Here is a 22,042-nt window from a genome sequence, read left to right on the forward strand (position 1 = left end):
TCAGCGGCCTGTTTCTACCGCTGGGGTCAGCGACCGCATCTCGCGAATGAGCGAATAGAAACCTTAGGGTTTGGTCTGCCCCTACTGCCGTTCCTCCCAGTCAGCGACCGCATCTCGCGAATGAGCGAATAGAAACACGGTCTGCACATTGGCGAACCGCTTCTGCGAGCGGGGTCAGCGACCGCATCTCGCGAATGAGCGAATAGAAACGTGAGCGGGTCACGCTTCGCCTGCTCTGCGACGAACTGTCAGCGACCGCATCTCGCGAATGAGCGAATAGAAACAAAAAGGTCACCTTGTTGGCCTTTCCGTCTTTTCCGAACGTCAGCGACCGCATCTCGCGAATGAGCGAATAGAAACGACGTGCCGGCGTTACCGGCTCCTTGACGGTGACCGTCAGCGACCGCATCTCGCGAATGAGCGAATAGAAACACAAGGACTACGTCTTTGTAGCCCTCCGTGATAGGGAGGAACGTCAGCGACCGCATCTCGCGAATGAGCGAATAGAAACTTCCGAGTCTTCGACGCGTCCGAGAGTGTACGATCCGTCAGCGACCGCATCTCGCGAATGAGCGAATAGAAACTCGCGTCGCGCAGTTGCCTCCAAGGAGACGAAAGTCAGCGACCGCATCTCGCGAATGAGCGAATAGAAACATGACCGTAACGGCGATGGCCATCATGATGAAGTCGTCAGCGACCGCATCTCGCGAATGAGCGAATAGAAACTTGCTGAGTCCGCCACCTTCTTGCACGTGTTGCGCGAGAGTCAGCGACCGCATCTCGCGAATGAGCGAATAGAAACCTGACGAACATGCCGGTAACACAGCCATCAGAGGCGTCAGCGACCGCATCTCGCGAATGAGCGAATAGAAACTCGACGGCTCCTGGCTGGGGCTCGTCGAGCTGGACGTCAGCGACCGCATCTCGCGAATGAGCGAATAGAAACTGCAGCCATCGACCGCGACGGTCACTGTGCCCTCAGGCTTGGTCAGCGACCGCATCTCGCGAATGAGCGAATAGAAACGTTTGCGGCGGCGGCAGCAACCCTTCAGATGGGGTTGGGTCAGCGACCGCATCTCGCGAATGAGCGAATAGAAACCTTGACGGGGTTGCCCCAGTATGTGGCGTGCACGTCAGCGACCGCATCTCGCGAATGAGCGAATAGAAACGCTCGACGCGTTGGCCTTGGCGGATGCCGTAGCCGAGTCAGCGACCGCATCTCGCGAATGAGCGAATAGAAACCAGGTCGGTAGAGCCGATCGCGCCCGAAAGGTCAGCGACCGCATCTCGCGAATGAGCGAATAGAAACGAAGCAACGCAGAGCTCCTTCTGTAGAAAGGATGCTCGTCAGCGACCGCATCTCGCGAATGAGCGAATAGAAACGTGGTCGGATCAGCCTTAGGGGCCGAGGAGGTCTCAGCCTCTGTCAGCGACCGCATCTCGCGAATGAGCGAATAGAAACCCCATTGGCGTACCTGAGTGGTCCTCTGCGCGTCAGCGACCGCATCTCGCGAATGAGCGAATAGAAACCGTCGCCAAGAATGGCTACTCTTGTGGCCTTATGGTCAGCGACCGCATCTCGCGAATGAGCGAATAGAAACCCGCTGGGCCAGCCTGGCCCGGCCATCCGGCGTGTACCGGTCAGCGACCGCATCTCGCGAATGAGCGAATAGAAACGTGCTGGTTGGGTTGCTGTATATGTCGCATGTCAGCGACCGCATCTCGCGAATGAGCGAATAGAAACGGGTCGTCAACGCATGCAACAGCGTAAGCGCTGTACAGTGTCAGCGACCGCATCTCGCGAATGAGCGAATAGAAACTCAAGCAAAGCCGTGCCTACCAATCGATAAATAGTCAGCGACCGCATCTCGCGAATGAGCGAATAGAAACAATCTACCAGCCTCCGTACACGGTGACGTCGATCCGTCAGCGACCGCATCTCGCGAATGAGCGAATAGAAACCGGAAACCACCACACCGTCGATCTCACGAGTACGGTCAGCGACCGCATCTCGCGAATGAGCGAATAGAAACGGCAGCTGACAGCGGCGCTCGCCGTCAGTGGCGCGTCAGCGACCGCATCTCGCGAATGAGCGAATAGAAACCTGGTCTATTATGGGGCTTGATCTTTTGAGGTGGTCAGCGACCGCATCTCGCGAATGAGCGAATAGAAACTCAGTCGTTTGACCTGACCAGTTCGGTACCGGTCAGCGACCGCATCTCGCGAATGAGCGAATAGAAACTCAGTCGACGACTGTTCCCTCGACCACTGGGGCGGTCTCGTCAGCGACCGCATCTCGCGAATGAGCGAATAGAAACGTCCGAGTATTGGGTCGGCGTGGATGATGTCGATGTTGTGGTCAGCGACCGCATCTCGCGAATGAGCGAATAGAAACTGTTCAAGACGCCATCAGGCAATGCTGGACAGTCAGCGACCGCATCTCGCGAATGAGCGAATAGAAACGATCCGGTGAGATGACACCAGACCAGCTTGAGATGTCAGCGACCGCATCTCGCGAATGAGCGAATAGAAACTTTGTTGTCAAATGAGTTGGTTTTTCATGTGGTCAGCGACCGCATCTCGCGAATGAGCGAATAGAAACAGCTTGCCTCGCAGACGGCCATCCCTCCATCGATGTCCCTGTAGTCAGCGACCGCATCTCGCGAATGAGCGAATAGAAACCATTCATGCGCTGAGGAACGAGACTGTGCTTGATCAGTCAGCGACCGCATCTCGCGAATGAGCGAATAGAAACGATGCCTGCCGCTTCGGCGATCTTCAGGGCGTTGCATGTCAGCGACCGCATCTCGCGAATGAGCGAATAGAAACAGACCATACCGCTTGTTGGGCGATATGGTCTCTCAAGTCAGCGACCGCATCTCGCGAATGAGCGAATAGAAACGATTCTGGATCGCCCACACAGTGACAGGTTGGGTCAGCGACCGCATCTCGCGAATGAGCGAATAGAAACACGAGGACCGAGCCGCCTTGGCGATGGCCTGCCGTCAGCGACCGCATCTCGCGAATGAGCGAATAGAAACTCTCGAAGTTGTCGGCCGCAGTCGACAAGTTCTGGTCAGCGACCGCATCTCGCGAATGAGCGAATAGAAACGTAGGTCAGAGTGCCGTTGCCGATTCCCGTCCTGAGCTGTCAGCGACCGCATCTCGCGAATGAGCGAATAGAAACGTTGCGGGATACTTATAGCCTCCCCAACCTTTGGGGTCAGCGACCGCATCTCGCGAATGAGCGAATAGAAACGGCAAACGGTCACACCAGGGGCCAGCCAAACATGTGGTCAGCGACCGCATCTCGCGAATGAGCGAATAGAAACGCCCCCAGCCAGGGGTGGGGTCCTTCAGGTGCTGTCAGCGACCGCATCTCGCGAATGAGCGAATAGAAACGTGACGCGTTGGTTGAACTCGTCCTTTTCGTGCCGCAGTTGCGTCAGCGACCGCATCTCGCGAATGAGCGAATAGAAACGATCGTCTTCGCGCGACCTTTCCAGAGGTTCTGGTGGTGTCAGCGACCGCATCTCGCGAATGAGCGAATAGAAACACGACGTCGCCGACCGGTGTCCAGCCCAGGCTGAGCCGTCAGCGACCGCATCTCGCGAATGAGCGAATAGAAACGCGACGCTCGCGGTGGGCCGTCTCCAACTCCTGGTCAGCGACCGCATCGCGCGAATGAGCGAATAGAAACACAGCAGAATGATCGCGTCCAGAAGCAACATGTCAGCGACCGCATCTCGCGAATGAGCGAATAGAAACCCCGTACCGCTGGATCAGCGTACGGCTGGAGGAGTTCGTCAGCGACCGCATCTCGCGAATGAGCGAATAGAAACGAGACCCCCGGCCTGGACGGTAGGGCTAGAGCGGCGTTGTCAGCGACCGCATCTCGCGAATGAGCGAATAGAAACGATGTACGGCAGGCTGGTGCCGTTCTGCAGGCGGATCAGGTCAGCGACCGCATCTCGCGAATGAGCGAATAGAAACCGGCTCTCTACGACGCCGACTGCATTGAAGGCTCGCCAGTGTCAGCGACCGCATCTCGCGAATGAGCGAATAGAAACTGGACTCCGGAGGAGTCCTGCGTGGTACGGGTGCGTCACCGACCGCATCTCGCGAATGAGCGAATAGAAACCAGAAACCCCACACATAGGGCTTCTTGGGCATCGGGGGTCACCGACCGCATCTCGCGAATGAGCGAATAGAAACAGCTGCCGTACCGCACGAGCGTGCCGGACCTCCGGGTCCTTCTGTCACCGACCGCATCTCGCGAATGAGCGAATAGAAACTGGAGCGGTCTGGGCCGCCGGAGTAGCCTGAGCCGCGCCACCACCGCCAACTTGCCGGTCAGTGACCGCATCTCGCGAATGAGTGAATAGAGACGCCACGAGAGTCACGGAGATTAGGGCTGCCGCGGCGACGGTTCCAGTGATCGCATTTCGCGAATGAGCGAATAGAAACATGACGCCTTGTCCGCGGGACGTCGGGCGTGGCAAGTCAGGTCAGTGACCGGATCTCGCGAATGAGCGAATAGAAACAGCCGCTTGGCAGGCGGGGCCCACATCAGCGGGCAGTCAGTGACCGCATCTCGCGAATGAGCGAATAGAAGCTCTTCGCGGGGGCTCGTGCCGGCCTACTGCTGGCTTGCGTCGTGGATGCATCATGCGATTAAGAGAATGGGAAGGTGTCCAGGGTAAGAGGGGGTCGTAAATAGCTAGTGAACCTGGGATTGGATCGTGTGAGGGTTAGAGGCTGACATTCTGTTGTTGTCGGCCGGGGCAAGGATCGTTCCCACCGGTGGTCTCAACGACATGCCAGCTATGCGATCACGATGCTCACATAGGGAAGGTGTAGCCTCTTCTTGGATTCCTGCCCGGAGGTGCGGTTTGCGGTGTGATTGGTGTTCAGCTTGTGATGGCGAGGGTGAGTTCTCCTACGAGGGTTGGGTCCTTGCCCGTCCAGAGGGCGCATCATGGCTCGTGTTTCCATGGCGCGGTGGACTTGGCGGAGCGTCGATTCAGGTTCTTGATGGCGATGTGCCGGAGGAATGGCTGAGTCATGGCTGCGTGGCGGCGAACGTGGAGATGATTGCGGACGGGCACGCCGTCAAGTCGCCGATGGAGGGCCTGATCATAGATTCGGCCGCCTTTGTGCCTGCGGAGCGAGTCTCGAGGCTGGAGAGCAAAGGTGACGAGTGGCGGGCGAGCGCGGCGATCGCCGGAGTTCGTCGCCTTGCGGTCCCTGAGGGGGTCGCGCTTGAGTCGCAAACCCTGGCATCGGCACCAGTATGGGTGTGGGAAGCGGCCAGCGCCGATGACCCGTCGTGGCAGTTCGAGGACGCATTGGGCTTCCTTGCCCCGAGGATCACCGCACGCGCTCCACGACGCTGGCGAAAGCAGCATCACAGTCACTTCGCGGGGCGTGACGCCTTCGTGAATCCGTACAACTTCGTTCCGCTTGGATCTGGCCCGAAGCGGCGAGAGCCAACCGGTCATCTCGGACTGGCGGACGGCAGATTGAGTGGCCAGGTCTATGTTCGGTGGACCGCCCACACGTCGTTGGCGCTGTCGGGCTCCGGGACTGGCCGAGATCCTGACAACGCATTTGCCCCGATGGTCATAGACGGCGAGCACACGCTGGCGGGTAGTCAGCTGGCGGGTGCGGTCCGGGCTTTCCACGAGGCACTGACCGACAGCTGTCTACGCGTGGTGGATCTCAACTATGCGCCTGTCCACCGGGACCTGGCTCAAGCGCAGGAGCCCGGCCGATGGCGGATGGCAGTCGTTGACGGGCCTGCGGCTGACGAGGTGCTCCTCTGCCATCCGATCCACAACGGTGGCGAGGAGCACGCCGCCGTTTGGATCGAGGCCCGGAAGTTGGCCGCGGGTGCAATCGACTCCGGACAGCTCTTCCACTTCGATCTAGCCACGACGACGCTCCAGTATCTGGGGCCTCGGTCGCGTATGGAATGGGTGAGCGGAAGCGTGCCAGTGCGGTGTGTGGCGCAGCCGGGCACCTGCAATCAGGACCATTGGCGAACCATCGTGACCGAGGCGGTGGGTTTACGCCGACGGAACCCTGGGCCCAACCAGCATCCATACCATTTGCCGTTTGCCCGTGTCTCGACCGATCGGCGCTCGCTGAGCGAGGCGGCCCGCAAAGGCTATCGCCAGTCCGCGCACGACGCCGGCGACGTGGTCAAGCATCGTCGGGGCGAGGAGCTGCGGCTCGCAGTCCCGGGCATCGGGACACGTCAGGAGACAACCGAGGAGATCACTCAAGGGCAAGTGGTTTGGGTGGAGCTCGACCACGATGAAGTCGCGAAGATATCCCGCTCGGTGCTCTGGCGTTCACCGGGCACTGGAAGGGTCAAGGACAGGATCGGGGTTTCCAGCAACTCACCTGGCGTAAGCGCCGGATACGAGCCCTGCTCGGATCCGGGCGATCTCTGCCCGAGCTGCCGGCTCTTCGGCATGGTCGAGGAGCGCATGGACAGGTCGAACGACAAGGCGCGCGTCGCCGCCTACCGAGGACATGTGCGATTTGGGCTTGCGATCGTGAGCGAGGTCGACCCGATTCCAGTGCACATGCGTGAGTTAGGTGCGCCCCGACCCAGTGCAGGCCAGTTCTACCTGCGAAACGGAAAGTGGACGGGGAAGCAGGCGGCTGAGAAGCAGCGTCCACTACGTGAGTGGGGATCTGCTGCGGACCAGCCCACACCTCGGCAGATCGCCGGCCGCAAGTTCTACTGGACTACGAGTCCCGGCGAGCGTCATCTCACGGGTGACAATTCGAATCCGCACATGACGAGCTACCACAAGTTGACTCCGCCAGGAGCAACCGTCACCTTCCCGGTATGGTTCGACAATCTGACTCCGGTTCAGTTGGGATCTTTGCTGGTGAGCCTCGACCCCAATCTGTTGCGCGCACCCGACCTGCGGGCGCGGCTGATCGATGGCCAGGGTGAGTCCGCCCTCGGCGCCGTGCTGGAGTCGACACTCGGACTTCACCTCGGTAAGGGCAAGGGTGTTGGACTCGGTGCGGTGATGCCTCATCTCTCCCTCTATGACGAGGACGACCAGCCGGTCTGGCCCACTTCGGACGATCACCACGAGGCAATGGTCATGGCATCCGGGGAGGAGCGCTACACGACCACTGACGAGCCTGTTCGAGCTTCATCCGTCGCGCCGTATGTCGAGCAGTTCGTCAACGAGATTCTCGATTCGGCGACGCGCGCCCGATGGAGCGCGCTGCTCGCTCTGACAGCGGTGGACTGGGTGCCACCGAACCTTGTCGACTACCCTCCCGACGACGTCCCTGGTGCGAAGTTCCAGTTCAACTTCTGGCAGCTCTCGTCTGGGGCCCCCGGAACGAAGAAGGTCGCGCTGGGCAACGGCCAGAAATCCGTCCAGAAGCCTCCACTCCTGGTTAGCTTGCCGGCTCCTGACGCAGTCGATGTCACGGTGAAACGCCCCTGGCTGGAGGACGGACGCTGATGCCCGCGTACATCGATGTCGGTGTCGTTCGGATCCAGGAGTACATCACCCGAACCAGCGGTGCCGCGGAAGGTCAACTCCGGAAGCGTCGCGGGGCATCTCGCATGGTCGCGAACGCGGCCGCAGCCTCCTATCTCGACCTCGGGCTGGAGCCGAATCCCGAGTCGTATCACGTCGAGGGAGTGGCTCACTTGAGGAGCATCGGGACCCTCTCCGGCGCTGAAGCCGCCGATCGTGCCGGAGCAGCCATCGAGCGGATGCGAGCACAGCTGCCGTACGCGTATCTGCGCGCATCATGGGCGTTGGCCGACACCTACTCGACCGCCTTCACCTTGCTCGACGCCGCCCGACGTGGCGAAACAGCCGAGGGCGTCTCGGGTGTACTCGACTATCTGCCTCCCCCAAGGGACACGCCGTTCTCCAAGCGATGCAAGTCGTGTGGGCTCGGTGAGGTGATCACCGGCGATACCTGCGGGGACTGTCGGCGTCGCGATCAGGCGGGCAAGGCTCAGACGACGAGCGACGCGCCCACGCCTGAGGAACGGGTCCTCGCGGAGGTCAATCACCGGGCGCATCTCAGTCTGACAGCGGTAACTGATCTGACCGGGCTGGCGCGGCTTCCGGTCGATCCGCACGCGAAGCGCAACCACCTCGCCACGATCTATGCGGACGGCAACGGCGTCGGGAAGCTCTTCGAGTCCATCGGCGACCGGACGGCGGCACAGACCACAAGCAAGGATCTGGACTCGGCCATCCGCGGTGCTGGACGAGACGCGCTGGTGTCTCTGCTGCCCTATTGCCGAGATAAGTCCCTGCCCGCAGTCGTCACCGTGCTCGCCGCGGACGACGCACTCATCACTGTGCCAGCGCAACTGGGCTGGACCTTCACCGAGACGCTCCTGACCGGGTTCGCGCAGCAGGTCAGCGGATACGAGAGCCTCTCGCTGACAGCCGGGATCGTCTTCAGCCATGTGAAATCGCCGATTGAGGCAGCCATTTCAGCAGCCGACGAAGCGATGCGTGACGCCAAGCGGGCCCGACATGGACAAGCTGCCATCGGGTGGGCTGACCTGACTCACCCGGGTGGGGAGGACGCCAAGATCTGTGACTTGGCATGGTTGCGCGATCGACGGCAGGTGCTGGATTTGGTGTCCGGATTGCCGGCGAGCCAGCGCTCGGGCTGGGAGCGGATCATTGCCGAGGCCGCGGCAGCCGAGGTCGACGCTGCGGACCTGATGGTGTTCTTCCGGCGTGAGTTCAACCGGCTCGGCTCTGTGCTCGCCGACCTGGACCTGACGTTGGACGAGTTCCAAGACATGTTGGACCTGGCCCGTTGGTGGGCCCCGCCGCGTCGTCGTGACCAGCTTGCTGTGGATGGTGACCAATGAAGACGATCACGTTCTCGGTGCGGTTCCATCAGCCGTTTCTGGTGCGCAGCGGGCTGGCGCGTGGTGGAGTCGACTCCGTCGCGCGGATCGACGCGCCATTGCCGGCTTCGTCGCTGAAGGGAGCCATGCGGGCCGCAAGCGTTCAGGTGCTCGAGATCCCCGACGCCCTGGTGAACGCAATCTACGGCCGATCGGGTGAGGACGGTGAAGCCTCGAAGCAAGGTGCCTGGGCATGGACAGACGCGGGACCAAGTGATGCCTTCGTACGGCAGGTCCGCGTGCGCAATCGTGTCGATCCGACATCTGGCGTCGCGTTGGCGGAGGCGCTCACCTTCAGCGAGGAATACTGGCACCGCACCGAGCAGACCGTGACCTTCTGTGTTGAGCAGATTCGTGTGCTGGACGCATCGACGCTCGATCAGCATGTGCTCGCGATCCAGGCGGCCAGCTACGCAGTGACCGCCCTCGGCTCCTGGCGAAACCGCGGCATGGGTGCGGTCACCATCCGCCCCATTGAGCCGCTCGACCGGCTCGCGGAACGAGGGGAGGAACTGCGGTGACCAACGGATTGCACATGATCGTCATGGATCCTAAGCAAACGATGCATCTGGGTGTCGGTCGAGGCTCGGGATTCAGTGCGGAAACGCGAAAGTACGTGCCAGGCTCGGCCGTCCGCGGAGCCTTGAGCGCAGCCTGGTGGCGCGCGCATCCGAGCGCCAGCCAAGCGGACTTCGACAGTCTGATCGCCACGATCTCGTGCAGCGACGCGGTGGTGAGCTGGGATGCCGGGGTGAGCGGACCGTCCTTACAGTGGACTGCGGGTGCGGCGGCACTCGACCGCAAGATCTGCAAGCTCTGCAAACCGAACGACCCAGGCGTTCCGATAGAAGGACTCCCCTGGGACGCCACCGAATGCCGCGTCTGCCGCGGGCCGCTGGAGCCGTCCAAGGGAAATCGAGTCCTTCCACGCGGTGCGGAGGTGCTGTCCGCTACCCGGGTCGAACTCAACGAGCGCGAGCAGGCGAAGGATGACCACCTGTACGAGCGCGAAGGGCTGAACACGGGCAGTCGGGCACTCGTCGCTCTCGCCGCTGGTCGCGTCAAGGAGTTGGCGAAGACGGGACAGGTGTTGCGGATCGGTGCGGCCACCAGCGTGGCGGGACGGCTCGCGATCGCTGATGTTGTGCCGTACGCCCCGCCCTCCCTCGCTATCTCGCCAGGGAAGAGCCGGCTGCGGGTCGAGATGTTGACACCTGGCGTGTTCGTGGACGAGTTCGGTTGCGCCGTGAATCGGCCGACGACGCATGATCTTCGGTGGTCGTTTCAGCTACCAGAGACGGCGGGGATCACTGTCGAGCGCGCTTTCACTCGCTGGACGACCTCTTCCGGATGGCACACCATGGCGAATCGGCCTAAGCCGGAGGACATCGCCGTCGTCGCACATAGCTGCTTCTACGTCCGCGTTGAGGTCGATGAGCCGATCACCGTGCCAACGATCGTCCACGATCTCGGTATCCGAACTGGCGAAGGCTGTGGTTGGGCCAGCCTGTCAACCCTTTTGGAGAGCGCCGATGCGTAGCCCGAGGTTTGCCGCCATCAGCTTTCGACTGATGGCAGTCGAGCCTTTGACGGTGGGCGATCCGGTGGGAGCCGACATTCTCGATCGGATCAGTCGCGTCTTGTCGGAAAAGCACCCAGACGAGGTTGCGGTCGATATCCCGGTCGCTCAGGATCCCTTTGATCAGCCGATCGTGCGGGGCACCTCGATCTTCGGAGCTCTGCGAGCGCATCTGGCTGACTATCGCCTGTTGGCGGCGCGGGAACTGCGGTTCCGCTCGATCAGCTCGACCGAGCCTGTTGCTCGGACAACCAAACGTCAGGCGACTCTGGCCGATCTACTTTGTGGCTCCGACCCGGAGGAGATCGATGGAACCGGGGCACGGATGCTTCGTCCGAGTGCGCTCCGGTTGGTGAGTTCGCAGTTGACCGCCGGCGAGGTGAGCGACGGTATGGCCCGGACCGCGATCAGTCGTGAGCGTGGGGCGGCAGAGCCGAACAAGCTGTTCCGTCGCGGCCAACTCTTGGGCGCGACCATTGAGGTGCTGCTGCAGATCGATCTGGCGATTCTGGACGCTGTGCTGAGCGAATGGGGGACCGCCGCAGTCACCACAGGTCCGACCGCGGCTCGGCAGGTTATCGATGATCTCTCACGTGCGCTGGGAGCGTGGAAGCCCTTCATCGGTGGCCAGACCTGTGTCGGGTCAGGTCGCTGCCAGATCGCGGGCATCACCCTCCGATGGGCCGATCCGTTGCCGATTCAACAGCTGCTTAGCAGCTCGGACACGCTCGGACTGCTGAGGTCGGCGACACGTCAGCCGGTACCCGTTGGGGAACTGCAGCTGAGCACCAGGTCTCAGGGTGAGCGCTGGAGCATCGACGTGCCCCTGAAGTGCGTGGATCCGCTGCTTGTTTCGCCCGTCGCATCGTCCGATGGAACGCACGATAATCTCGCCACGACGCTGGACATCGTGCCCGGCTCTTCCTGGCGGGGCCTGTTCCGCGCCCGAGCCGAGTACATCCTGCGCTCGTGCGGTGTCGCCGAGGTGTGCGAGTCATCGGTAGGGACGTGTGGCCGGTGTGCCACCTGCGAACTGTTCGGCTGGGTGCCCAGACCGACTGATCCGGCTGGTCGGGCTGGCGCTCAAGGACTGATCCGATTCTCGGACTCCGTTGTCGAGGGTAGTCCAATCACGTTGAGCCATGCGCCAATCGACCGTTTCACCGGCGGCGCGGCCGATGCGAAGTTCTTCAAGCGTAAGGCGTGGGCGCCAGGCGCCCAACTCACGATGGTGGTCGAACAGACACCTGGTCGCCCGCCGGTTCCGGCTTGGGCCCGCGCGCTGCTGAGCCTGGTTCTGCGTGATATTGATGCTGGGCTGATTGGTCTCGGAAACTCCACCACCAGGGGGTACGGAACGCTGAAGGTCGCCGATCACGGTGTGCTTCCCGCCATCCCGGCCGGTTGGTTGGGCGGCGTCCCCCGAGTCGAGGGAGCGGAGGTAGGGCAGCGATGACGACCGAGCAGGACGCCGCGGTCAGCGTCAGACCATCGGAGTGCGGCGTGGAGTTGGCGACCTACGGCTGGTGCACCTGGCCAAAGGCGGTGGAGTTGCTCACGGACAGTGAGGGCGTGTGGCTAGGAACGGCCGGCATCGTCGAGTGCGCCGCCTCGGCCTGGCCGGCCGACATGCCCGTCACCACCCGGATTCATGCCTGGGGAACTGGGCCCGCACCTGTCCTTTGGAGACTCATTCCGCGGCCGACAGCGCAGACAGTGCTGGTCACAGGGTTGATCCTTTCGCCGACGACGCCCCAGCCGGCAACTCCTGGTGCGAAACGGGCCGCCGTTGTCTCGACCGAACACAGTCTGGGTTGGTTACGCTACCGGGTCGGCGGGCCATCGACGCTGACGTTTCTGCGGCGGATGCCGCTCGATACAGCGGACCCGTGGTGAGAACCGGTGGAGGTGAGCATCTCCGGCAGTTGGGACGGTATGCCAACATCTGTCTGGCGGTCTTCACGGCCTTCACCGGTGCCGCTCTGGGTGTCGTGGAGAACCTGTTCGCAGGCGTCCGCGGGACGTTGGACTTCACCATCCGCCTGTGGGTGACGGTCGGCCTAGCCGTCATCGCCGGGGTGGCTTTGGTGGGATACGGATGGCTCAGCAAGCGACGCAGCTTTCTTCTGTCGCAACGAGGAACGTCGTACGTCGTCGACTCGCCTGCGGAGACGTGGACGCCTGACGACAAGAACGCCTACATGATCGAGGGGGCGAACGCAGTTCGCGGATGTCCTCGAGGTTGCGGGTCCGACTGGACTCTCGTCGTGGCGGTGGCCACTCACCGACGGCGCCGACCGCTGGAGCAATGCAGTTGACGATTTGGTCATCTCCTTTCGCAGTGTTATGGCGAACGATGACCCGCGTACGCCGAACTCCATCGTCTGCTGGGCCTGGTATCCGGTGGCAATCGCGTGGACTGCCCGCACACGTGCGCAGCAGCGCAATCTGCCGATCGCCATCCGTCAGCGGCCGAGCACAGGCAGAACCAAGAGCATCGACATGCCTGACTGGAGTCAGCCTGTCTACTCATTCGCTCCGACTCCTGCCCCTGAAAGGCCCCGTAGAACGGTGATGCGTGATCGTGCCACAGGATTGCGGCTCGCGGGCGCTGACCCAGCCAACCCGATCGACGCGGAGGTGAGCTTCGACGGAACCAATGTGACTGATGCGGCTCCGATCAACATTCTGTTGGTCCGATTGCATGACAAAGAGTGGGCAGGGTTGAGCCCAGACAAAGACGGAGAGCCGGTCACTCTGAATGTCGCTAACTGGTCGGGCCAGCCACTTGGCCTCCCCGGCAGCGCAGTCCTGCACGAATGGCGCTGCCTTCCCAAGTCGGCGATCCATCCCTGGACCGACTACCCGAGTCTTACTTCCGAAATAGTCAGATGGATAGCCCGCACGGCCGACCCGGATGGTGTCAACCTGATTGGCATGCTCGTGCCGCAGGAGGTCGGGCTCGGTATCGGGATTCAGGTCGCAGATCTGACCAAGTCCCAGTGGCCAGCCCACCTCTGGCCCTTGATCCAGCCGTCAGCTAGAGCAGAGCATCTGACTATTCCCGGACTCGACCTCGGCTGGGATTCGCTTCACCGCGGATATCGCGTCGGATCTCGATAAGGGAGCAGAAGATCGGAGTTGGGCCTGCGGTCCCTCTGACCGGCAGGCTGGCAAAGTCCCCACAGTTGCTGGTGGCGAAAGCGGCCTGCCAACGGACCTCGGTGCTGCAACTAACCGGTCAATCAGGCGTACACGACGGCGCGACCTGCGCCTGCGCGGTCGAGATACCCGAGCTGACTCATCAGCGCGCAAACCACCGCTTTACCGAGTTCCAGCGGGACGGCGTTGCCGAGTTGCCGCTGCACGTCGGCGCGGGTGCCGTCGATGGTGAAGTCGTCGGGGAAGGACATCAGCCGCAGCATCTCGTTGACGCGGAGTCGCCGAGCACGCTCCCGACCGGAGGCCGTGCGGACGTTCTCCCAGTGGAACGGACCGACCCACGGGCCAGGCTGGGCCTGGAGCGTGGTGGAGGGTCGATCGGGATCGAGGCGGAGCAGAAAGGTCCAATAGCGGCTGCGCCACTCGAAGTGGTTGCGGCCGTCGTAGCGCTCGGTGTGCCAGAGGTAGTTCTGGCCGGGCGGGACCTCGGCCGCAAGCTCGCCGTAGTTGCCGTCGACGATCTCGTCCTCGGACGCTCGGACAAGTCGGGGCAGTCCCTCGAACGCCTGCGCCGCAGTGACATGTGGGATCTTGCTCGTGTCGAAGGTGCGGGTGTGCTCGCTCCAGCCGGAGTGGGTGGGTTCGGGGAACTCGAACCGCTCCCCGTCGCGCCGGCCGACGACGAACACGCGACGGCGCAGTTGGGGGACGCCATAGTCGGCGGCGAGCAGCACCTTCCATTGCGGGTTATAGCCCAACTCGCCGAGGCCTTTGAGGAGGCGCTCGAACTGCGCGGTGTGGGTCTTGTAGGTCAGACCCTGCACGTTCTCCAGGATGAACGCCTCCGGCTGAGACTCACGGACCACGCGCACGTACTCGTCCAGCAGGGAGGCGTTGGGGTCGCGGCTCTCGCGCTTCTGCTCCAGCCAGAAGCCCGACTTGCTGAATGGGGTGCACGGCGGGCCGCCGACGACGAGCACCGGTTCCGCGGACCGCAGCCCGGCGGCGGCCAGGATCTCCTCGGTTGAGACCGCTCGGATGTCGCCGGTGAGCGTCCTGGTGTCACCGAAGTTGGCCTTGAGAGTCTTCAGAGCAGGGTCGTTGTAGTCGGTCGCGACGGACACCCGCAGCAGGCCGCTGCCAGGATCGCCGGGTGCCAAGGGTTCGGCATCGGCCCGCTCGACGGCGAGGTCGAGCCCGCCTGCCCCGGAGAACAGGCTCACCACCGGAAGCCGCTCACCCATCTGTCACCTCAATTCCTTTGGACGCACATCACCCATCCTGCGGGCTGCGCGTGCTCGACCAGTATCGTCGGGACGAGTCTGACGCAGGCCACTGACACCCCAGTGGTGAGCGAGCAGTCAGCGCGTTCAGCACCGATGGGAGGCTCGTGGAGGAACGGTTGCTCGCCGGACGCGCCTTCGGCGAGGTCTATCGAGTGCGGGGCCGAGATCTGCACGCCTTCCTCGTACGTGCCGTCGAAGCCTCCGGTGGCCGTGTCCTTTATGCCAGCGATCCCGGCCGGGCGCCGGTCTATCTCGGCGTGCAGCTGGACTCCGACGAGCGGATCGGGATGCTGGTCTACCCCTTTCGAGTAACGAGCGTGAAGACCAGAGGCAGGCCGGCGGATGAGGTCCGCGGGCAGCTCCGCTATGGCTCTGAGGAGAGCTGGGAACGGGAGCATCCTGTCGGCCGTGACATCGCCGGCGTCGACGTCACCATGATCCTCGGCATCGACCTCGCCGACGGCGTGATCCTCGGGCTTGACGCCAATTTGTGGGACCCGCTGCCGATGGGCATCTCCTTCTACGCCAAGAGCGCCGAGATCGAGCGGGCGAAGAGCGTCGGCTGGCATGTCTGGGAGAAAGTCAACCGTGGCGGCACCAAGCGAGCCGAGGCGCGCTCGCCTACGAATCTGGAGACCGTCGTGGCGTTCACGCCCGACCGGCTCCTCGACTACGCCAGGTTGGAGCGTCGCGCCTCCTCATTGCGGCTGGACCCGGCACTGCGATACGTCACCGCGGCCAGCATCGGTGCCATGAAGCCGGCTGAGCTGTCAAGGCGGCATACGCTTGAGGACCAGTTCGCGCTGACCAGCGAGCAGATCCTCGACATCATCAGCGGTCGCAACCGGCTCTCTGTCGCCGTACGCGGTGGGGTGGCTGAATACCACCTGGAGCAGCAGCTGACCGGCGCGCCCGGTATCGCCTCCGTAGAGCGGCTCGACGTCGACGCCATGCACGACTTCGATGTCACCCTCGACGACGGCACGGTGTTGCGGGTCGAATGCAAGAACGCCAGTCCCAAGACATCCGCCAGTGGCGCGTTCAAGGTCGAGGTGCAGAAGACCCGTGCCTCCAAGGGCGACCCGGCGTCCCGCTTCTATCCGGCCGACGGATTCGACGTTGTCGCCGCCTGTCTGTTCTCGCCCACGGGGCGCTGGAAGTTCCGCTTCGGACGTACTGCGGACATGGCCCGGCACAAAGACTTCCCTGACCGGCTCGCCCCGATCCAGACCATCACTGACGACTGGACAGACACCCTGCCTGCGCTCAGCCGCTGACCGCCGCACGCCTCGCCCGGACCAGCCGGCCGATCTCCTCTGCGACGGCTGCGGGTGTCTCGTGCTCCCAGAATCGCAACACGAGCCAGCCGCGATCCTCGAGCCGGGAGGTCGTCTCCCGATCGCGCGCCTGATTGCGTCCGATCTTGGTGCTCCAGTAGTCGGAGTTCGTCGTCGGCATGGTGAAGTGCTCCGGACAGCCGTGCCAGTAGCAGCCGTCGATGAACACGGCGACCCGCACTCGAGTGAACAGCAGGTCGGCGGTGCGACGCAGATCTGCCTCCGGCTGGGCGTTGACTCGATATCGGAGACCTTGGGCGTGAACCAGCTGGCGTACCGCGATCTCCGCCTTGGTGTCGCGGCCGTGGTTGCCCTGCATCGTCTTGCGCGCCGCCGAGCTGGATGCCCAGGACTGGTACACATCCTGAGGCTACGCCTCAGAGCGACCACCACGCAGTCGGCGGCCACCGCCCCTGGGCTGTAGACGACTGAAGTGGCTTTGGCGCCACGTCACTCATCACCAGGCAGCCGCGCAGCTCGCGAGAAGTAGCTAGCGGTGCCAACCCCGATTTTGCCCCAGAACCTACTTCTCGATGAGCGATCGAGTGACACCGATTATCGGGTGACGTGGACGAGCCCGTGCGCACCCCGCTCGGCGTCGATCATCAGGTGTGAGACCACGGGGTAGTCGCCGGCTTCCGGGAAGCTGAGTTCGACGAAGCCACCTTGCGCTGCCTGCAGGCCCAGACTCTGGGCGCCACCAGAACCGCCGGGTCCACCACGAAGCAGGTAAGTGCCTTCGGCGTACGTGGTGTCGAATTGAGCACCGACGATGTGGAAAGAGCTGGGCCGGTTCGGCCCGGCGTCGAGCAGCCAGATCCGGACTCGTTCACCAACCTTGGCGGTCAGCGGGCGGTGATCGTACTGGTTGACGTACCCGTTGAACACCACCGCATCAGGTCGCTCGGCCTGGAGCTTGGCGGCATCGGCGGAGCCGCCCTGGGGACCGAGATAGAGCTCGGACTGGACCAGCACATAGCTGCGGTCGACCTTCGGCAGGTCCGGCGGCTCGATCACCACGGCGCCGAACAGCCCGCTGGCGATGTGCGCCGACATCGGCATCGTGGAGCAGTGATACATCCAGATCCCGGCCCGCTTGGCCCGGAATCGATACACCAACGACTCCCCGGGCGCGATGGTGCGCATCGGCTTCTGCGGCGACAGCGCGCTGGCGTGGAAGTCGATCGAGTGCCCGACCGTGCCGCGGTTCACCAGGGTGATCACGAATTCGTCGCCGACTCGGCCGTGCAGCACTGGTCCGGGCGCCTGCCCGTCGTAGGTCCACTGCGCCTGCTTGACGCCTGGCGCCACCTCGCTGACGACATCGCGGACGGTGAACGTACGCCGGTGCACCTTGGCCTTGCCGAGTGGCGGCAGCACGGCGTCATGAGCCGTGAAATCGGCCGGCGGTTTGGCCATGAAGTCGAGGTCGTCGGCTGCGCTGGGTGAGTCGTCCCCCGTCGAGTCCTCCGGATGGGTGGAGCCTCCATGGTTGGTCGCGTGTTCATGGTCGTCCGCACGCGGCGCACCTGACTCCATGCGGTCTGACTCCGATCCACCGGAGGCAGGCAGACCCGTCACCTGAATGTGCAGCACCATGCCCATCTGGCGATGACCGAGCATTGAGCACCAGCCCTCGATCGGCCGCCCGACCACCCCGACGTCGATGGTCGCGGTGCCGTCACGCGCCAGTCGGCCGCTCTGCTGGCCGGTGTCCAGGACGAGATCGTGTACGTCGGTGTCGGTGTTGGTCAGCCGGATGATGAGCCGGTTCCCGGCGGGCACGGTGATGGTCGAGGGCTCGAACCGCATGCCTTGGGCCGTGACGTCCACTGTGGTCACCTGGCCGGTGGGCTGCACGTCAGCAGCGGTGGTCGCGCCTGACCCCGCACCGGCGGCGGCCGGGTCCACGGCGACGCCGGTCGCCACCGCCAGCACGATCAGGGCCAGGCCCAACGCGGCGAAGCCAGCGGTCTGCCCGGCCGGCCGGCCGGTGTGTGCCCCCGCGTGCGTACCCGCCACACCGGGCGCAGCTGCCACACTCGGTGCACCCGGCTCAGCTCGCATCAGCCGTCGGGCGGTCTTGACGGTGATCACGAACAGGACCAGCCAGGACACCAGGGCGACCATGACCATCATCGAGGCGAGTACACGGACCACGCTCGGCACCGGCAACACACAGACGAGCAGCCCGGCGTTGGTCACGGTAATCCGCAACGGCCCGCCACGATCCATCACCGCATTGAGGGCGCGTACGCGACTCGGTCCGCGGCTCAGCTTGACGGGCACCAGATAGGCCAAGGCGCCGAACAGCACCTGGAGCCCGAAGCCGACGGCGAGATAGGGCGTCAACCAGGTCAGCGCCGATCCGGCCGCCGTCCACGACGAGGCAGTGCCGATTCCCACCGTCAGCGCGATCAGGCAGCCGACCAGCCAGATCACACCGACCAGCACGGACCAGCCGGGGAACGTCGTCGGCGGACGGCGCCGCAGTGTGTCGACGAACGACGGCCCGATCAGTCCGACCCCCAACAGATAGATCGCGAGTCCGGCAGCGGCCACCATCGACTGGTCGGCCAGCGCCCCGGCGACCACAGCACCGATCGCCACCACCAGCACCGGCAGCGCACGGGCGGCGTCTCGCTCGGCTCGGTCGCTGATCCTGGTCCGCAGGATGGTCGGCCACAGGGTGATCAGGGTGCCGATGACGGTCAGACCGATCCAGCCCAGCAGGTTGACCGCGGCATGCGCGAGCTCCAGCCGGGCATGCCAGGGCTCTTCCGGCGAGCGGGCCAGCAGCACCCCGAAGACTGCCCCGACAGGCAGGAAGCAGGCCGCCGCAATGTAGTAGCGCACGCTCCGCCCGAACCGGGCCGGCAATGTCGTGCGGAGCAGGCGTGCCAGGGTCCAGCCATGCCAGCCGACCGCGACCGCGACGGCGGTGGCGCCGAGCAAGGTGATCAACCAGATCTCCGAGAGGACCCCGCCGACGACGGCGACCACCCCGGCGTTGAGCAAGCTCAAGCGCACCTGTTCGCCGCGGCGATCCTCGTCGGCTACATGCAGCAGGGTATGAGTGAAGTGGTTGCTCCACACGACGATGGCGTTGCTGATCGCTCCCAGCAGCACCAGATGCAGCATCAGCCATCTTGGTGCGGGGACCAGCGGGTGGATCAGCGCCACCATGACGGCGGCGGCCAGCCAGGTCAGCACCGGAAGGTCGACCAGCGGTCGGAAACCGCGTTTGCGTCTCGAGGTCGTCGGCGGCTTGGGACTCGGCGGGAGCAGGGTGCTCATCGGCTGCCACCCGAGACCTTGCCGCTCGAGGACCTGGCACCCGGGGAACTCGTCGGGACCTGCTTCCCACGCCCGACCAGGAACACGGCGATCACCAGGAAGCTCAACAGGGCAAGGACATTGAGCACGCCGCTGATCAGCCAGGCCTGCTGCTGACCGAGCGCGTCGCCGATCCACACTCGAGCGATCAGCGAGACCTGCAACGCTACTACCGGGACATACAGCACAGCGTGATAGGGGAAGGGACGGCGCAGCACGGCAGGCAGGATCACCGGCGCATGAGCCATGATCATCGAGATGGTGAAGCCGAGGAAGATGGCGTGCACGACCGCGTCGTAGCGATAGCCGTCGACCGCCGGCCCGCCGATCAGCCAAATGCCTGCCGCGATGCCGAGCCAGGCATAGCCGGCGAGCATGCAGACCGCCGCCAGTCGCGGTAGACCGACACTGCGCACCGTGGCGCGGGCGACGTCGTGCCAAGCCAGCCATCCGGTCAGTACGGTCAGCACCAAACCCAGCAGCGGCGTCCCAACTCGGGGCCAGAGCAGGGCGGCGACGATGGCGACCAGGATGCCGGCGGCCAGCAACACCAGCACCGTGCCGGCCCGTGGTCCCATCGCCAGCCGGGCCAGCTCGAGTCGCTCGCCGCTGATGGTCAAGATCACGAAGGCCGCCAGCCAGGGGAGCAGTAGCGGAGCGGGTACGCCACCCAGCCACAGCACGGCCGCGCCGGTTGCCGCGACTGCGCCGAGCGACTGGACCAGGACGGCGGGATCGCGTTGTCGCCGCCAGAGCGGCAGATAGAGCAACGTCAGGGCAGCCGTACCGGCCACCAGCAAGATCTTCCCGACCAGCAGCGGAGCGGGGGAGATCAACGTCAGCGCTCCCAGACCGAGCAAGGCCGGCGCGGCGAACCCGGCCCGGCGTCGGGCGGCGACCGCTCGCTCGAGAGCGATCAGGGTGCCGACAAAACCGAGCACCAGCAGCACACCATGGATGTCGGGCAGCCGATCGGTCGTGACCGGAGCGGGGAGGCCGAGCAGCAGGAGGGCGGCGTCGAGACCAGCCAGCATGGCGATTCCGGCCGGGAGCAGGAAGACCAGCCGGCGTAGCGTGGTGGCGCTGGAGCGGGTGCCGGGGACGACCCGGGCCAGCGAGGCCTCGCGATCCATCAGGCAGACCCCAGCCGCAGCAGGCAGGCGCCTGGTTCGGCGAACGGCACTAGGTCGGTGCCCTGAGTATCGGCCCCGTACGCGGTCAATGCGCCGCGAACCAGGCCGAGGTGGACGCCGCAGACGACGTCGGGGAATTGGTGAGCGGCTGCCAGCAGCGGGCAGCGAGTGAGTCGCACGACGGTGTTGCTGGGGTCGGAGTCCGCGCCGAAACCCAGCTCGTCGAGCAGGTCCACCACCTCTCCGCGAGCCGTCGTGGCGTCCGCAACGGGCCGCGCCCCGCGCTCGTCCGCCAGCCGGCGGCCCCAGTCTTCGCCGGCCTCGGCTGCGTCCTCGGTGGGGGTGTCACTCGTGCGGTGGATCGTGGCTGCCAGCGCGGCGGCCAGTCCGGCGTACTCCGAGGGCGCCCCCTCCGCGCCGGTAGCGAGATACAGCCACGCCGGCCGACCGCGTCCGTTCGGGGCGGAAGCGTGCCGATGAACGAGCCCCAACCGAGTCAGCGCCTCGAGGTGCTCGCGCACCGTGTTGACGTGGAGCCCCGACAAGGCGGCGAGAGCAGCCATGGTGACCGGTTCGGTCTGGTCGCGGAGCGTGGCCAGCAGCGCGGAGCGGGAGGCCGACAATCGTGCTGCAGACAGGCCCGAGCCGGCGACGGGACCGTAGCCGGGACGTCGTGACCGAGCACCGACGTCGCCGCTATTTTTCACGGAATTTACTGTAGTAAAATCCTGATCAAGAATCCACACGGCGGGTGACCGCAGTGCCAGACGACCCCAGATTGATCAACACAGAGTGATGACCTCAGAAGGGACCACAATGTCCGAGCTTCTCCTTGCCTCGACCGAGGCCGATGCGCGCGCGGCCGAAGCGGTCGAACAGCACCATGCAGCCATGGCTGGTGCGCTCCGCCTCGCGGTCGACACCGTGCTCGCCGAAGCCGTGCGCTCCGATGCCGCCGCCGCAGAGGCAGCCCGCCGGGATCTGGTGGCCTGGTGCGATCGCGAGTTGCTGCCGCACGCGCTCGCCGAAGAGGGGGCGCTCTATCCCTCGGGCCTGGCGAACCTCACTGGCCGGCTGCTCGTGGAGGGCATGCTGGCCGAGCACGGGTTGATCCTTCAGCTGGTCCAGGACCTGCGAACGGCGGCCGACCCGGTCACTGCGGCGGCCACGGCCGTCGCGCTGCGGACGGTGTTCGAATCCCATCTGGACAAGGAGAATTCGCTCCTGCTGCCGCTGTTGGCCGGCGATCCCTCGGTCTCGGTGGCCGAACTGCTGGGCGG

At 64.2% G+C, this 22,042-nt stretch carries 14 protein-coding genes, 1 pseudogene and 1 CRISPR repeat array; of the genes and pseudogenes, 10 read left to right on the forward strand and 5 right to left on the reverse strand.

All coding sequences use genetic code 11. The features are described 5' to 3' along the window. Nucleotides 1-25: 25 nt before the first annotated feature. A CRISPR array of direct repeats spans nucleotides 26-4,616; the repeat unit is 37 nt; unit sequence GTCAGCGACCGCATCTCGCGAATGAGCGAATAGAAAC. 1,095 nt (nucleotides 4,617-5,711) lie between these two features. From MLP_RS05560 to MLP_RS05600, 8 genes are all read left to right on the forward strand, one after another. Then, nucleotides 5,712-7,502: a hypothetical protein gene (locus MLP_RS05560; RefSeq protein ID WP_156821048.1), complete on the forward strand. Its 1,791-nt coding sequence runs from the start codon at nucleotides 5,712-5,714 to the stop codon at nucleotides 7,500-7,502. Continuing rightward, nucleotides 7,502-8,890 (forward strand): Cas10/Cmr2 second palm domain-containing protein, encoded by a 1,389-nt coding sequence (locus tag MLP_RS05570; protein WP_013862039.1) that lies wholly within the window; start codon nucleotides 7,502-7,504, stop codon nucleotides 8,888-8,890. Before MLP_RS05560 ends, MLP_RS05570 begins: the two co-directional genes overlap by 1 nt. After that, nucleotides 8,887-9,450 (forward strand): hypothetical protein, encoded by a 564-nt coding sequence (locus MLP_RS05575; protein ID WP_013862040.1) that lies wholly within the window; start codon nucleotides 8,887-8,889, stop codon nucleotides 9,448-9,450. Before MLP_RS05570 ends, MLP_RS05575 begins: the two co-directional genes overlap by 4 nt. A 23-nt stretch (nucleotides 9,451-9,473) precedes the next feature. Beyond that, nucleotides 9,474-10,469 carry a type III-B CRISPR module-associated Cmr3 family protein gene (locus MLP_RS05580; protein ID WP_172641542.1) on the forward strand — a complete coding sequence of 332 codons (996 nt, stop codon included), beginning with the start codon at nucleotides 9,474-9,476 and terminating at the stop codon, nucleotides 10,467-10,469. 31 nt (nucleotides 10,470-10,500) lie between these two features. Further along, a complete protein-coding gene (locus MLP_RS05585) occupies nucleotides 10,501-11,964 on the forward strand; it encodes an RAMP superfamily CRISPR-associated protein (RefSeq protein ID WP_041789757.1) in 1,464 nt (487 codons plus the stop codon). Next, nucleotides 11,961-12,404: a hypothetical protein gene (locus tag MLP_RS05590; RefSeq protein ID WP_013862043.1), complete on the forward strand. Its 444-nt coding sequence runs from the start codon at nucleotides 11,961-11,963 to the stop codon at nucleotides 12,402-12,404. Before MLP_RS05585 ends, MLP_RS05590 begins: the two co-directional genes overlap by 4 nt. Then, nucleotides 12,398-12,826 (forward strand): hypothetical protein, encoded by a 429-nt coding sequence (locus MLP_RS05595; protein ID WP_041789758.1) that lies wholly within the window; start codon nucleotides 12,398-12,400, stop codon nucleotides 12,824-12,826. Before MLP_RS05590 ends, MLP_RS05595 begins: the two co-directional genes overlap by 7 nt. Before the next feature lie 256 nt (nucleotides 12,827-13,082). Continuing rightward, a complete protein-coding gene (locus MLP_RS05600) occupies nucleotides 13,083-13,631 on the forward strand; it encodes a hypothetical protein (protein WP_041789759.1) in 549 nt (182 codons plus the stop codon). Between the two features lie 122 nt (nucleotides 13,632-13,753). Here MLP_RS05600 and MLP_RS05605 read toward each other — a convergent pair whose 3' ends face one another. After that, nucleotides 13,754-14,914 (reverse strand): DNA cytosine methyltransferase, encoded by a 1,161-nt coding sequence (locus MLP_RS05605; protein ID WP_013862046.1) that lies wholly within the window; start codon nucleotides 14,912-14,914, stop codon nucleotides 13,754-13,756. A gap of 146 nt (nucleotides 14,915-15,060) precedes the next feature. Here MLP_RS05605 and MLP_RS05610 point away from each other — a divergent pair, with 146 nt between their 5' ends. Continuing rightward, the gene (locus MLP_RS05610; RefSeq protein WP_013862047.1) at nucleotides 15,061-16,233 is read left to right on the forward strand and encodes a hypothetical protein; all 1,173 of its coding nucleotides are present in this window, start codon (nucleotides 15,061-15,063) and stop codon (nucleotides 16,231-16,233) included. On the opposite strand, the gene MLP_RS05615 is transcribed toward MLP_RS05610, so the two are convergent. The 4 genes from MLP_RS05615 to MLP_RS05630 all read right to left on the reverse strand — a co-directional run bounded on the left by MLP_RS05615 (nucleotide 16,223) and on the right by MLP_RS05630 (nucleotide 21,469). Further along, complete coding sequence (locus MLP_RS05615) at nucleotides 16,223-16,654, reverse strand: very short patch repair endonuclease (RefSeq protein ID WP_013862048.1); 432 nt, start codon at nucleotides 16,652-16,654, stop codon at nucleotides 16,223-16,225. The two genes, MLP_RS05610 and MLP_RS05615, sit on opposite strands and share 11 nt — an antisense overlap. A gap of 194 nt (nucleotides 16,655-16,848) precedes the next feature. Then, nucleotides 16,849-19,590 (reverse strand): multicopper oxidase domain-containing protein, encoded by a 2,742-nt coding sequence (locus MLP_RS05620; RefSeq protein ID WP_013862049.1) that lies wholly within the window; start codon nucleotides 19,588-19,590, stop codon nucleotides 16,849-16,851. Continuing rightward, nucleotides 19,587-20,762: a hypothetical protein gene (locus MLP_RS05625; RefSeq protein ID WP_013862050.1), complete on the reverse strand. Its 1,176-nt coding sequence runs from the start codon at nucleotides 20,760-20,762 to the stop codon at nucleotides 19,587-19,589. Before MLP_RS05625 ends, MLP_RS05620 begins: the two co-directional genes overlap by 4 nt. Next, complete coding sequence (locus tag MLP_RS05630; RefSeq protein WP_231851420.1) at nucleotides 20,762-21,469, reverse strand: helix-turn-helix transcriptional regulator; 708 nt, start codon at nucleotides 21,467-21,469, stop codon at nucleotides 20,762-20,764. Before MLP_RS05630 ends, MLP_RS05625 begins: the two co-directional genes overlap by 1 nt. A 109-nt stretch (nucleotides 21,470-21,578) precedes the next feature. Here MLP_RS05630 and MLP_RS28860 point away from each other — a divergent pair. Then, nucleotides 21,579-21,989, forward strand: a pseudogene (locus MLP_RS28860) (hemerythrin domain-containing protein); the annotation flags it as partial. Nucleotides 21,990-22,042: the final 53 nt, after the last annotated feature.

Source organism: Microlunatus phosphovorus NM-1 (genome assembly GCF_000270245.1).
Classification (GTDB): Bacteria; Actinomycetota; Actinomycetes; order Propionibacteriales; family Propionibacteriaceae; genus Microlunatus; species Microlunatus phosphovorus.

Excerpts from the sequence above, each read along its gene's own strand:
- MLP_RS05570 (WP_013862039.1), top strand. The coding sequence starts at position 7,502 with ATGCCCGCGTACATCGATGTCGGTGTCGTTCGGATCCAGGAGTACATC.
- MLP_RS05575 (WP_013862040.1), top strand. The coding sequence starts at position 8,887 with ATGAAGACGATCACGTTCTCGGTGCGGTTCCATCAGCCGTTTCTGGTG.
- MLP_RS05580 (WP_172641542.1), top strand. The coding sequence starts at position 9,474 with ATGGATCCTAAGCAAACGATGCATCTGGGTGTCGGTCGAGGCTCGGGA.
- MLP_RS05585 (WP_041789757.1), top strand. The coding sequence starts at position 10,501 with ATGGCAGTCGAGCCTTTGACGGTGGGCGATCCGGTGGGAGCCGACATT.
- MLP_RS05590 (WP_013862043.1), top strand. The coding sequence starts at position 11,961 with ATGACGACCGAGCAGGACGCCGCGGTCAGCGTCAGACCATCGGAGTGC.
- MLP_RS05600 (WP_041789759.1), top strand. The coding sequence starts at position 13,083 with ATGCGTGATCGTGCCACAGGATTGCGGCTCGCGGGCGCTGACCCAGCC.
- MLP_RS05605 (WP_013862046.1), bottom strand. The coding sequence starts at position 14,914 with ATGGGTGAGCGGCTTCCGGTGGTGAGCCTGTTCTCCGGGGCAGGCGGG.
- MLP_RS05620 (WP_013862049.1), bottom strand. The coding sequence starts at position 19,590 with ATGAGCACCCTGCTCCCGCCGAGTCCCAAGCCGCCGACGACCTCGAGA.
- MLP_RS05625 (WP_013862050.1), bottom strand. The coding sequence starts at position 20,762 with ATGGATCGCGAGGCCTCGCTGGCCCGGGTCGTCCCCGGCACCCGCTCC.